We start from the raw sequence: 12,400 nt of genomic DNA, 5'->3' as shown, positions 1-12,400 counted from the left end.
GGCAAAGCTCGGAACAGGTGGCTGTAACCGTGTTGGCTGGTAAGATGGGATAACCTTGCAAAGGATGGGAATGTCCAATACCACTATGTATCTTATTAGTTATGAGGACTGGCTTCGAGTGAAAGGCGATGAACGTGACCCAAGGAGATCTCATCATCTCCACCGTAGGTGGTAACTCTTTTTCAAAGCCGCGATGGACAAGAAATAGACTATGGAAGGTGAGAAGTCAGAGCAGGGGATAGTAGTGAATAAACTTGTCAGAAATGCCACAAAGACAAGTGACTTATCACGAAGTTGGTAAGACAGACATTGACCCAAATGGCAGTGAACTGATGCGAAGCCCGTCTGCCCATGGAAGAAAAGCAATTCGAACTTATTTACTCGTCATGTACTAAACAGATGTCAAGGAGGCAGAAAGCCGAAGAGTTGAGACCGAAAGAAAGTAGGTTGTTTAGGGCGTAGTACTAATATAGGTATCAGTAATTGAACCAACTATACTGCTGATATTTTATTGGGGAAGGAAACGAATGCATGAAAAATCTATAGTAGAACGAAGCTTACGTGTAGTTGAGAACTCTAAAAAGAAACGCAAGTGGTACAGCTTAATTGATAAAGTTTGGGACTATCAAAACTTGGAACAGTCTTTTTATGATGTAAAGAAGAATCGTGGTGCCCAGGGTGTGGATAAGATAACGATTAAAGAGTTTGAAAAAGAATTGGAACACAACTTAAGAGTGCTCCAAGAATCTTTACGTACAAAAACATACCGTCCTAAACCAGTCAGAAGAGTCTTTATCCCAAAAGCTGATGTCTCAAAACGTCCATTAGGTATTCCCACAGTAGGAGACCGAACTATCCAAGCTGCAACCAAAAGAATTCTCGAACCCATTTTTGAACAGAAGTTTCTAGACTGTAGTTATGGATTCCGTCCGAACCGAAGTGCTCATATGGCCATCGAACAAATCCGTCAGGATTTAAAAGATGGCTACACGTATGTAATAGACGCTGATATTAAGACGTACTTTGATTCAATCCCACATGATAAGCTTCTTGAATTAATCAAGGAAGAAGTCGTGGATAGTAGTGTACTAGCACTAATTTCACAGTTCTTAAAATCATGAATCCTTGAAAACGGTATATACTATCAAAATGACAAGGGGAGTCCACAGGGCGGCTTATGGGAAACTTTGCATAAGCCGCCTTATGCAAAGAAAGTAATTATGCGAAGTAAACGATGAAAACCACTGATATTAGTAGATTCATTCCCAATTTACTTTGCATAATACTTTTGCTTTGGATAGTAAAAAGTTAAGATTATATCGCAAAAATAGTAGCTATTTACACTATACGGACTATTTTCCTTGTTTTTTTACGTATTATATCAGCTATTTGTGTGGATTATTATGCAAAGTAAATCATTAATAAGTGCCTTAAAGCCAACTCAAAAGCTATTTACTTTGCATAATGGTTAACTTTGCATAAGGCGGCGTAACTAGTCCGCTGTTAGCAAACATCTTTCTCCACCCACTAGACGAAATGATGATGGAGCGAGGTCATCGCATAACAAGATATTCGGATGACTTCGTAATCTGTTGCAAGTCAAGAAAGGGTGCAGAAAGAGTATTGAAAACAGTAGTGAAACTTCTTGAAAAAGAACTAGGGCTGAAAATACACCCAGAAAAGAGAAAAATCGTTGACAACCTTGTAGAACCATTTGTCTTTTTAGGATATGTTTTCAAAATAGGATATTACCATTCATCATCTGATAAAGCTGTGGGAAAGTTCAAGAAAAGAATCAAGGAAGTAACGAAGAGAAACCAAACAGTGAATTTGGAGGAATTTGTTAAACATCGGTTGAATCCCATCATTAGAGGATGGGGAAGGTACTTTGGTATTGGTTTTTCAAAGAAACTGTTTCAAAATTTGGATTCATGGATTCGAAGAAGATTACGGATGATTCAGTTAAGAAGCTGGAGAATAATAAGAAAGCTCCACAGGGAGCTTAGGAAAAGGAATTGGGAGGGTGAACTTCCGCTTTTAGTAATGACTAGATGGAAGAATTCGAAAACTCAACATGTACATTTTGCGATTCCCAATGAGAGGTTTCGTGAAATTAAACTTGTATTTCTTTTAGACATTTACGATGAACTACATCCCCAACGGAGATAAAGTGGAGGAGCCGTATGCGATGACCCGCACGTGAGTCTGTCTAACAATTGTCACCTTTTTCTTACTTTCCCGATAGGAAAACCCGAACTATTGTCGAATTTGTAATATAAGGAGATGATAGTATGCCATATATTCTTGGTGAGGATAGAAATCAGTTGAATTTATTACCAAATACATTGGAAGATTTTATTGATGAGGATAATCCGGTTAGAGTAATTGACGCATATGTGGATAGCTTAAATCTGGAGGAACTTGGTTTTATTGTTTATTCGGGTTATAAAGCTGGGCAAAAACCTTATAGAAGACATGATCTCCTTAAATTATATATTTATTGTTATATGAATAAAATCAGGTCATCTCGTATGATGGAGACTGAGGCAACGAGAAACATTGAATTAATGTGGTTAATGGGCAAAATAAAACCTGACCATGGTACTATATCTTCATTTATGAAAATTAACAAAAAAGCGATTAAGCAGCTGTTTAAAGAATTTACTCTTATGTTAAAAGGTTTTGGTCTTATTAATGGCACAATTGTCGCTATCGATGGGACAAAAATTAAAGCAAATAGCGCAAAAAATAAACACTATAATGAAAATATTATTAAAGAGAAATTAGGATACTACGAAGCGAAAATTGAGGAATATATCAATGACGTTTTAAGAACAACTGATGATGAGAGTATGAAACAAAAAATAAATGATAAAATTGGGAGCTATCAAGAAAGAATAAAGAAATTAAATGCCATTAAAGAAGAACTAAAGGAACAAGGAAAGAAACAAATTTGTTTAACTGATTCAGACGCAAAGTCCATGAAGAATAATGGGAAATTTGAGGTTTGCTTTAATGTCCAAGCAGTTGTAGATAATAAAAATAAATTAATTGTAGATTTCGAAGTAGTAAATGATGTTAATGACCAAGGTCAATTATCAAACATGGTTAAAAAAGCTAAGGAAGTATTTGAGGACCAAAAAGTTACAGCTTTAGCTGATACAGGTTATTTCAATATTTCTGAAATAATTGAAGTGGTAGATGAACAGATCGAAATCCTTATAAAGCCCCAAAAAGGAAAACAACAAAAGGTTGAAAACGGATTTGATAAATTAAGCTTCAAATATGATCAAACAAAGGATGTTTTTATTTGCCCGATGGGCTATTGTTTAAATTTTAAATGGAATGGAAAGCAAAACGGTAAAGAAATCAAACGCTATACATGTGTAAACTATAATGAATGCGGAAAAAAAGATTTGTGTACTTCCGCAAAAGGCGGAAGATCAATTATCAGGTATAAAGATGAAGAAATCATTGACCAGGTAACTGAAAATACCATTAGAAAAGATCATATTTATAAGAAAAGGGGCTCTATTATAGAACACCTTTTTGGAACCATAAAACGACATTTTGGTTATACATATTTTTTAACAAGAGGGCTTGAATCAGTAAACTCTGAGGTAAGTCTTATTTGTCTTGCATATAATTTTAAAAGACTAATAAATATAATCGGAGTTAAAGAGTTAATAAGAAAATTCAGGGGGGGCATAGCCCCCTTTTTACATGCATCTTATGATATTTTATTGTTTTTATCGAAAATCAAACAGAAATATTTCCACCTTTATAAATTTACAATTAATTGTTAGACAGACTCACGTACGGAACTGTGCGAGGCGCATGAATTTTTTCATGCGCCTACTCTATTTAGACTTTTATTTTGGTATTTTACCCGAAACTATAGTAATGAGGTAATTGAACATGAATTTAATAGACTGTCATAGTCCATTTTAGGATGAAAGTTTTGGTAGTATATTATCAGGCTTTGTACAGTAAACTTTTATCCTTCATTAAGCTATTTATACAACTTTCTTTTAACAAGTCAAAGAGTTGCAAATAACCCCTATAAAATGGATTCTGAAACAGAATTGAGCTCTTTAAGTAAATTAACTCATTTACCTGAGAGACAATTTTGTGTTAAATTTTAAAGCTTCTATGACTCCATTAGCAATTTCATCATTTGTTAACCATCTTGAGATATCATCTTGGATTATGATTCCCAGTTGAACTTGGAGGTACATACAGTTTCTGGTAATAACTATTCTTCACTTAAGTTAATACTACTCCCCAAAATATGATATAACTTCCAATCTCCACTACTGTTTGAAACAATTTGGGTAATTAAACAAATATTTTCCTATATAGCTGGAGTTTCGTAGTCAGAATATGGTAGAAGACGATTGACCTTAGCTGCATTGGAATTAAAAGAAGGAAATGTTCGAGTAATTGAGGCACCGATCAAATATGGTTACAATCCTCTTGATTTATTTTCAAGAGCTTTTAAGCATAACAAAGATTTATACCGTTCAGCACTAGGTGCGTTATTTTATATTCTCGTTACATTTATAATATAATATCATTCTAACTCCCATTTGATCAAAATGTTTCCAATTCTCCCACTAGAATAAATATATTTATCGACTTCTGTATGCAAACAACTCTGTAGTGATCTCGCAGATCCCCTTGAGAGAAAAGGAAGCACGTGACCTTCTAGAAGTGTGGAAGCTCGCCGAAATGTAAAGGGGATGATAAAGCACCTAGAAGCCTTTCACAGTATAAGAAAGGGCCAAAATCTAAAATCCAAACAAATAAACCACTAAATTATGTAAAAATATAATTTAGTGGTTTATTTTATAAATGCCTTAAACTATATCACCTTTTTGCGGTGCCCTCGTTAACGGTGGGTAATTAGATGTTTTAAGGGAAGTATGAATAAATCATGGTGTAAAAACCTACTTAAGCTTTTACAAATACGGTTTTAATTGATGTAAAGAATTCAATCGCAGCTTGGCCTTGTTCACGGGAATGGGAACTGGACTGTTTCATTCCACCAAATGGAGCCTGAAGCTCAACGCCAGCACTTTCTGAATTAATACGAACCAACCCGGCTTCCATTTCTTTTATAAAGGAAAGCATATTTCCAATATCTTTGGTAAAGATGGAAGCACTTAAACCAAATTTAACGTCATTGGCTACTTCGAGCGCCTCCTCAAGAGTATTCACTTTGATTAAGGCCAAAACAGGTCCAAAGATCTCTTCTTGAGCAATGGTCATGTCCGAGGTGACTTGATCAAAGACAGTAGGCTCTACATAGAATCCATTTTCAAGACCAGGTTCTACAACCCTTTGTCCACCATAGAGAAGAGTAGCACCTTCGGCTATTCCTTTTTCAATGTAAGTGAGGACCGTGTTTAATTGCTTTTCGCTGGCGCATGGACCCATCCAGGTTTCTCCTGACAGTCCATTTCCGACCTTTAATTGAGCTATTTTCTCAACTAATTTTTCTTTGAAAGCTTCATAAACGGCGCTTTGAACAATGACACGGCTAGTAGCAGTGCACTTTTGGCCAGTGGAGCGAAGGCCACCGCTTATTGTCGCTTCCACCGCTAAATCTAAATCGGCGTCAGCTGCCACAATCACAGGGTTTTTTCCGCCCATTTCAAGCTGATATTTCGCTCCGCGAGCTAAAGCTCCTTGTCCTACCGCTTTACCCACTTGATCGGAGCCAGTAAAAGTGATGGCAGCAATATCAGGGTGATCCACGATTCCTTGCCCGATAATGGTACCGGACCCAGTAACCATATTTACCACACCAGCAGGAAGACCGGCTTCTGCAAAGCATTTAATAACTTTCGCAGCGGTTACGGCTGTTTCATGGGCGGGCTTAATAACAACGGTGTTACCATAAACAAGAGCTGGAGCCATCTTCCAAATAGGAATAGCTACAGGGAAGTTCCAAGGGGTAATGACCCCTACGACTCCTAAAGGAGCACGCTGGGTAAACATAAGGGCATCGGCATCCGTGGATGGGATCACATCTCCGACTTTACGCATCCCTTCTCCTGCATAATAGCGAAGAATGGCTACGCCGCGAGCGGTTTCTCCTTTTGCTTCCGGGAACGTTTTTCCCATTTCTCTGGTCATCGTTTCCGCAATATCATCAATGTTCTGTTCAATAACATTCGCTACCTTATATAAGAAGTCACCACGGGTAACCCCAGAGAGTTTTCTCCATTGAATTTGAGCTATTTTGGCTGCAGCAACGGCTTCATCCAGATCTTCCTTCGTGGATCTTTGAATATATCCTACGATTTCTTTCGAGTTTGCAGGGCTGATACTTGAATCTACTTCCTGATTGGAAGAGGCAACCCATTCCCCATTAATATAGTTCAAATACGTTTTCGCAATGGTTTCTACTGTCATTCTCATTCACCTCATTTAAAAATTAGAATGTAGGACCGATACGCCAAATTCCAAAATCATGCTGCTTCAGGATTTCGGCTTTCGTTAACTTACCTGAACTAACCCTTGAAATTTCATCGAAAATTCGCTGTCCTACGGAGTCGATGGATTCTTTTCCTTCTATAATCGTGCCGGCATTCAAATCGATATTGTCTTCCATTCTTTCAAAAATGGAAGTATTGGTTGCAATCTTAATTACGGGGGCAATCGGAGAACCAGTCGGTGTACCTCGCCCTGTTGTAAACAGGACTACTTGAGCTCCGCCAGCAACCATACCTGTCAACTGCTCGATATCGTGTCCCGGTGTATCCATCCAAACCAGTCCTTTTTGAGTAGGGACCTGAGCGTAATCAATCACTTCTTGCAATGGGCGAGTACCAGCCTTATTGGCAGCACCTAATGATTTTTCCTCTAAGGAACTAAGCCCACCCCTGATATTTCCAGGACTCGGGTTACCTGTCCGGATATCAACTCCCATATGAATGGAGCGATTTTCCATCGCATGAATCACTTCATACACCCGTTTAGCCACCCGTTCATTTACGGCACGGTTTGCCAGCAGGTGCTCAGCGCCAATCAGCTCGGTTGTTTCAGCCAGAATGGAAGTGCCTCCAAAGTCCACAATCATATCACTCACGACACCAACAGCAGGGTTGGCTGAAAGGCCTGAACAAGCATCAGATCCGCCGCATTCTGTACCAATAATCAATTCACTGAAATCACATAGCTCACGCATTTGAGCTGATGCATCCTGAACTAATTTTGCAGCGATTTTAGCTCCTTGGGCAACAGCCATTAAGGTACCTCCATGATCTTGAATCGATACGACTTCAACAGGCTTTCCGGTTTTGGCGATTTCACCCGCTACACTTCTGGCTTGATGAGTTTCGCATCCAAGCCCTAGAACAACGACGCCAAAAACATTAGGATTAGAACCCATACCGACATAGGTGCGAAACGTTTGCTCATAATCAACACCTACCTGAGCACAGCCATGTTGGTGGATAAAGGAGACGGTTCCCTGAACAAGCTCGGTAATTTGTTTTGCTGCTTGGGTTGCGCATGTAATTGTGGGCAAAATCAGGACATGATTTCGAATTCCTACGCGACCATCTTGACGACGATATCCCCAGAACTTTTTCTCACTAGTCATATGCAATTTTATCCCCTCTTCCTCGTTTTCCTTCCAGGTTGTGAACATGAACATGCTGACCGGGTTGAATATCTTGAATGGCTGCGCCAATGACCTCACCGTACTTTAAAATATCCTCACCAAATGAAATTGAAACGACTGCAAATTTGTGACCAAACTCAATATCTTCCTTCAATTTGACAGTAAATCTTTTGCCTTGACAAGTAACTTGGACAATACTTCCCTCAGGGATGTGATCGAGGGCAACTGCCACTTTATCTTGTGGCTTCATCATAACGGTTTTAAACTCGTTGCTCATATGGACCTCCTGTATGGAAATTTAAGAAAAGGCTATAGATTTGCTTGAAGGCAGCTTCACTGGATTTTTCAGGGTACCAATTCCAGTAATCTCAATCTCAACATAATCACCATCGGACAAAGAAAACTCATTTGGAGGCACGATGCATGTTCCTGTTAATAAAACGGTTCCATCAAAAATCTCATTGTCCTTCATGAGGTAAGAGATTAGTTCATCGAATTTTCTCTTTAATTGCCGTGTATTGGCTGTTCCTTCCACCACTTTTTCCCCATCTCGGAAGATACGGCAAACAATATCAAATTGATATGCATCTTCAACAGCCTCTGCTAGAAGAATAGCGGGTCCAATGGAGCAGGAATTCTTCCAGATTTTTGCCTGTGGAAGATATAGCGGGTTTTCCCCTTCAATATCCCTACAGCTCATGTCGTTACCGATGGTATAGCCCAGAATTTTCCCATCTTTATTGATGACAAGACCTAATTCAGGTTCAGGAATCTGCCAATGGGAATCGCTGCGGAGATAGACGTCATCCTGGGGGCCAACCGTACGAGCCGCGGTTGCTTTGAAGAAAATTTCAGGTCGTTCGGCATGATACACTTTATCGTAAAAGGTAGTGGCATCTAGCTTTCCGCCTGTGGCTTCATAATTTCTAGCATCACGGCTTCTTTCATAGGTAACACCAGCTGCCCAGACCTCAGGTGCATCAATGGGAGTAAGTAGAGATAGTTCCTCAACATTTTTTTCGATGGGTTGGGAATCTGCAATGATTTCTTGAATTAGGGAAAGAGGGGTTTGCTGTTGTTCAGCCGCCTGTTTGACCAATTCAAGAAAATCTGTTTGAGGCAATGAGTAAACCTTCGATTCAAGGGTTATAGCAGCTAGTACAGGGACGGATTGTTCGTTTGAAAAGCGAATAATACGCATGTGAATACCTCCAGTTATTTTATATTATAAAACTGTGTTTTGTAATATTGTCTAAAAGAAGAGAGCTATAAGTTGACTATTAGAGGGAATATCCCATTTGTTCGGATAACTCTTGACCAGCACCTTTTAGTAGGGCTAAATATTCGTCTAGTTCCTGATTATTTATGCGTGAGACCAAAGTAGAGATACTGATTGCTGCTTGCACCTGATTGGAATGATTTCTCACAGGGACTGCGATACAGCGAACACCGGGTTCATTTTCCTGGTTATCCACAGCATAGCCTTGTGTTCTTACATTCTTTAGCTCCTGCATAAATTCAACTTTATGGGTAATGGTGTTTGCTGTTTGTTGTGTATAGACATATCCCTGTAAAATACGTTCTATTTCTCGAGTATCAAGGAAGGCAAGGAGAATCTTCCCGACTGCACTAGAATGGAGAGGAATTCTCCTTCCTATTCGTGAGTAACGAATAACAGCCATAGAACCTTCTACTTTATCGATATAGACGCCTTCCTTTTCATCTAAGATGACTAGATGAGTTGTTTGGCCTGTTTTAATAGATAAATCCAAAAGGTACTTTTTAGCCATTTGCATGATATCAATGGAACTGATTACGTAATTCCCACGTTCGAAAAGCTTCATTCCCAATTTGTACTTCCCGTTTTCAGGATTTTGGCCGATATACCGATGCTCCTGAAGGGTTTTCAAAAGTGAATGGACAGTGCTCTTATGCAGTCCCATCAGTTCACTGATGTCTGTAATTTTTAGCTCGGTTGTATGCTCATCAAATAAGTCTAGTATTCGGAGCGCGCGATCAACGGATTGAATGATAGGCATTTGCTTCACCTTCTGTTTGATATTATAAAACTATGTTCGACTATTCTGAATATTATGGATTGGTTTTACTATATTATAGATTAGTTGGTAAAATCAATCATTATTTTATTTTTGCATAATATTCTTAATTCTCTAATAAAACCTATTGTCAAGTTGTGGAAGCGTATGATATAGTAAAAAAAATGAAATTCCAAAACTTAGTTTATTATACTAAACTAAACCTACATATTTGAAAGGCGTTGACTCCATGGAAAAGAAATATTGGGTTCCTGCTATTGAACGGGCTAATGAAGTCTTAAAGCTATTAGTTGCTGAACCTTCTCAACTTAGATTAATAGACATCTCCAAAATGTTAGGTATCAACAAGAGCTCGATTTTTTCATTATTAAATACGATGGAGGTGTTAGGTTGGGTAGTTAAAGAGAAAGGTGATACTTATTCTCTTGGACCTGCGCTTGGAATGGTCAGTGCAGCATATTTGAGGCAGTTCGATATGCATCAGTCGTTTTCAGAAGAAGCGCTTACGTCCCTGAAACGAGTAAATGAGACGATTCAGCTTTCGATCTTAGATGGACGACACATCGTTTATCTTTCGAAGGAGGAAGGTTCCTCTCCTATAAGGGTAGCAACGGATCCGGGGATAAGATTTCCTGCTCATGCGACAGCGATGGGAAAAGTACAGTTATCCCAATATGGATATGCTCATTTGAAAGCCCTTTATCCTGAGGAGAAGCTAGAAGAGATTACTCCATATACTGTAAAAAATATTGATCAGTTATGGGTTCAGCTAGGGAAAATTAGAGACAATGGCTTTATCGGAGAAAGTCAAGAAGCCGTGATCGGATTTTATTGCATCGCCGCTCCTATTTTTAATCATGAAAATAAAATTATTGCTGCCGTCAGCTTTACCATGCTGGAGAACAGCTGGAAAGAAAAGTATGAGTTAGCCCGCGATGAAATTATTAAATTAGCAAATCGCTTATCCTTGCATGCAGGATATGTTGTCCAATCTAAAAAAAAAGTATAGAGAAGGTGCAATGACATGAGACTACAAGGAAAAGTTGTCTTGATTACCGGCGCAGGTTCCGGGATTGGTAAAAGTACCGCTTTTCTGTTCGCTAAAGAAGGTGCGCACGTCCTCATTAATGATATATCTGAAAAGCATGGAGAAGAGACCTTGACTGAAATCCAGGCTCAAGGAGGACAAGCCACTTTTATTCAATCAGATGTGACCAAAGAGGATGATGTTAAGATATTAGTCAATAAAAGCTTGGAGGCTGCCGGCCAGATTGATGTTCTGTTTAATAATGCTGGCATTTCGGGTGTCGGGGCAGTACATGAAACGAGCGAAGAATTGTGGGATCGCGTAGTCAACGTAAACGTGAAGGGTGTGTTTCTACCAAGCAAGTATGTCCTGCCGCATATGATGGAGCGCCAGGAAGGTAACATAATTAATATGTCTTCCTGTATTGCTGAAATGGGACTTCAGCGTCGAGCAGTCTATTCCGCTACCAAGGGGGCTATTCTATCGCTGACGAAATCGATGCAAGTCGATTACGCACCTTATAATATTAGGATAAATGCACTTTTACCGGGAACCATTTTAACCCCATTCGTAGAGGATTATCTGAGAACATCTTACGATAACCCGGAAGAAGCCCTAGACAACATTAAGAAGCGCCAATTGAGCGGTGATTTGGGAAGGCCAGAAGATGTTGCTAAAGCAGCGTTATTCCTTGCTTCTGATGAATCCAAGTTTATGATGGGATCCCCTCTTTATATTGATGGCGGGGTTGTTTCAGGGAAGATGGCTTAAAGAATTGAAGTAGGGTATAAAGATGAAATTATTAACATTTAAAAATGATCAGGGACTTCAAATTGGCGTAAAAGCCACCCGTGGCGTTTTGGATGTAGCACGAGCTTGAGAATGTAGTCATGGAGAGAAGAAGATTCCATTATCCATTAAGCTATGGTTGGATGGGGGAAATGAAGCTCGAAATGCTTTTGCCGAATTTCTCCATTTAAAGGTGGAAACAGAAGGACTGGAATTATTTTTAAAAGAAGAAGATCTTCAGCTAGGGCCCTGTGTACCTGAGCCCGGGAAAATTATTTGCGTAGGGCTTAATTATCGTAAGCATGCAGAAGAATCCAATATGCCAGTCCCAGAATACCCAGTTTTGTTTAATAAATTCATCAATACCATTGCTGCACATGGAGAGGATATCTCCTTGCCTGTTGAAGCGGAGTTGGTTATTGTCATCGGAGAAAGAGCAAAGGATGTTCCAAAGGAAAGAGCATTAGATTTTGTAGCCGGATATTGTAATGTCAATGATTTATCCGCTCGTGACCTGCAGTTCCGAACTAATCAATGGTTATTAGGAAAGTGTTGTGACGGTTTTAGTCCTATTGGACTTTATATTGTTTCCTCAGATGAAATAGGTAATCCGAATCAACTAGAAATTAAGACCATCGTCAATGGAGAGGTCAGACAGCATTCCAATACATTCGATATGATCTTTCATTGTGATGTAATCGTTCGTTACATCTCTCGCTATATGACTTTAGAACCCGGGGATATCATTTTAACTGGTACGCCTGAAGGAGTGATTTTTGGTTATCCAAAGGAAAAGTAGGTATGGATGAAAGATGGAGATGGAATAACGATTGAAATCGAAAAATTGGGTCAATTAACGAATCGGATGGAGAAGTAGGAATAATTGATTTAGTG

12 protein-coding genes and 2 pseudogenes are annotated in these 12,400 nt (G+C 39.1%); 9 read left to right on the top strand and 5 right to left on the bottom strand.

What is annotated here, in order from left to right:
• Positions 1-263: 263 nt before the first annotated feature.
• The 6 genes and pseudogenes from J2Y03_RS25210 (at position 264) to J2Y03_RS29075 (ending at position 4,571) form a co-directional block, all read left to right on the top strand.
• Complete coding sequence (locus J2Y03_RS25210; protein ID WP_310199596.1) at positions 264-395, top strand: hypothetical protein; 132 nt, start codon at positions 264-266, stop codon at positions 393-395.
• A gap of 132 nt (positions 396-527) precedes the next feature.
• Positions 528-1,121, top strand: a complete 594-nt coding sequence (locus J2Y03_RS25205; protein ID WP_310199594.1) for a reverse transcriptase domain-containing protein — start codon at positions 528-530, stop codon at positions 1,119-1,121.
• Between the two features lie 373 nt (positions 1,122-1,494).
• A pseudogene (locus tag J2Y03_RS25200) lies at positions 1,495-1,722 on the top strand (reverse transcriptase domain-containing protein); the annotation flags it as partial.
• A 51-nt stretch (positions 1,723-1,773) separates the two neighbouring features.
• Positions 1,774-2,169: a group II intron maturase-specific domain-containing protein gene (locus J2Y03_RS25195; protein WP_310199638.1), complete on the top strand. Its 396-nt coding sequence runs from the start codon at positions 1,774-1,776 to the stop codon at positions 2,167-2,169.
• 122 nt (positions 2,170-2,291) lie between these two features.
• Positions 2,292-3,806 (top strand): IS1182 family transposase, encoded by a 1,515-nt coding sequence (locus tag J2Y03_RS25190; protein ID WP_310199592.1) that lies wholly within the window; start codon positions 2,292-2,294, stop codon positions 3,804-3,806.
• Between the two features lie 591 nt (positions 3,807-4,397).
• Positions 4,398-4,571 (top strand): hypothetical protein, encoded by a 174-nt coding sequence (locus J2Y03_RS29075; protein WP_396954267.1) that lies wholly within the window; start codon positions 4,398-4,400, stop codon positions 4,569-4,571.
• A gap of 382 nt (positions 4,572-4,953) precedes the next feature.
• Here J2Y03_RS29075 and gucD read toward each other — a convergent pair whose 3' ends face one another.
• The 5 genes from gucD to J2Y03_RS25160 form a co-directional block, all read right to left on the bottom strand.
• On the bottom strand, positions 4,954-6,420 hold the full coding sequence (gene gucD / locus J2Y03_RS25180) for an alpha-ketoglutaric semialdehyde dehydrogenase GucD (RefSeq protein WP_310199590.1): 1,467 nt from the start codon (positions 6,418-6,420) through the stop codon (positions 4,954-4,956).
• 22 nt (positions 6,421-6,442) lie between these two features.
• Positions 6,443-7,612, bottom strand: coding sequence for a UxaA family hydrolase (locus tag J2Y03_RS25175; RefSeq protein WP_310199588.1), 1,170 nt, complete (start codon positions 7,610-7,612; stop codon positions 6,443-6,445).
• Complete coding sequence (locus tag J2Y03_RS25170; protein ID WP_310199586.1) at positions 7,605-7,910, bottom strand: UxaA family hydrolase; 306 nt, start codon at positions 7,908-7,910, stop codon at positions 7,605-7,607. The genes J2Y03_RS25175 and J2Y03_RS25170 overlap by 8 nt, the downstream gene beginning before the upstream one ends.
• Before the next feature lie 21 nt (positions 7,911-7,931).
• Complete coding sequence (locus J2Y03_RS25165; protein ID WP_310199584.1) at positions 7,932-8,834, bottom strand: fumarylacetoacetate hydrolase family protein; 903 nt, start codon at positions 8,832-8,834, stop codon at positions 7,932-7,934.
• Positions 8,835-8,913: 79 nt separating this feature from the next.
• Positions 8,914-9,672, bottom strand: a complete 759-nt coding sequence (locus J2Y03_RS25160) for an IclR family transcriptional regulator (protein ID WP_310199582.1) — start codon at positions 9,670-9,672, stop codon at positions 8,914-8,916.
• Between the two features lie 247 nt (positions 9,673-9,919).
• On the opposite strand from J2Y03_RS25160, the gene J2Y03_RS25155 reads away from it, so the two are divergent.
• From J2Y03_RS25155 to J2Y03_RS25145, 3 genes and pseudogenes are all read left to right on the top strand, one after another.
• The gene (locus J2Y03_RS25155) at positions 9,920-10,699 is read left to right on the top strand and encodes an IclR family transcriptional regulator (protein WP_310199580.1); all 780 of its coding nucleotides are present in this window, start codon (positions 9,920-9,922) and stop codon (positions 10,697-10,699) included.
• 15 nt (positions 10,700-10,714) lie between these two features.
• Positions 10,715-11,488: an SDR family NAD(P)-dependent oxidoreductase gene (locus J2Y03_RS25150; protein WP_310199578.1), complete on the top strand. Its 774-nt coding sequence runs from the start codon at positions 10,715-10,717 to the stop codon at positions 11,486-11,488.
• A gap of 22 nt (positions 11,489-11,510) precedes the next feature.
• Positions 11,511-12,383 (top strand): annotated as a pseudogene (locus J2Y03_RS25145) (fumarylacetoacetate hydrolase family protein).
• Positions 12,384-12,400 lie beyond the last annotated feature (17 nt).

This window comes from Neobacillus niacini, assembly GCF_031457145.1.
Taxonomy (GTDB): Bacteria; Bacillota; Bacilli; order Bacillales; family Cytobacillaceae; genus Neobacillus; species Neobacillus niacini_J.
The sequence above is the reverse complement of the archived record's forward strand: the minus strand, read 5'-3'. Positions and strand labels throughout refer to the sequence as shown.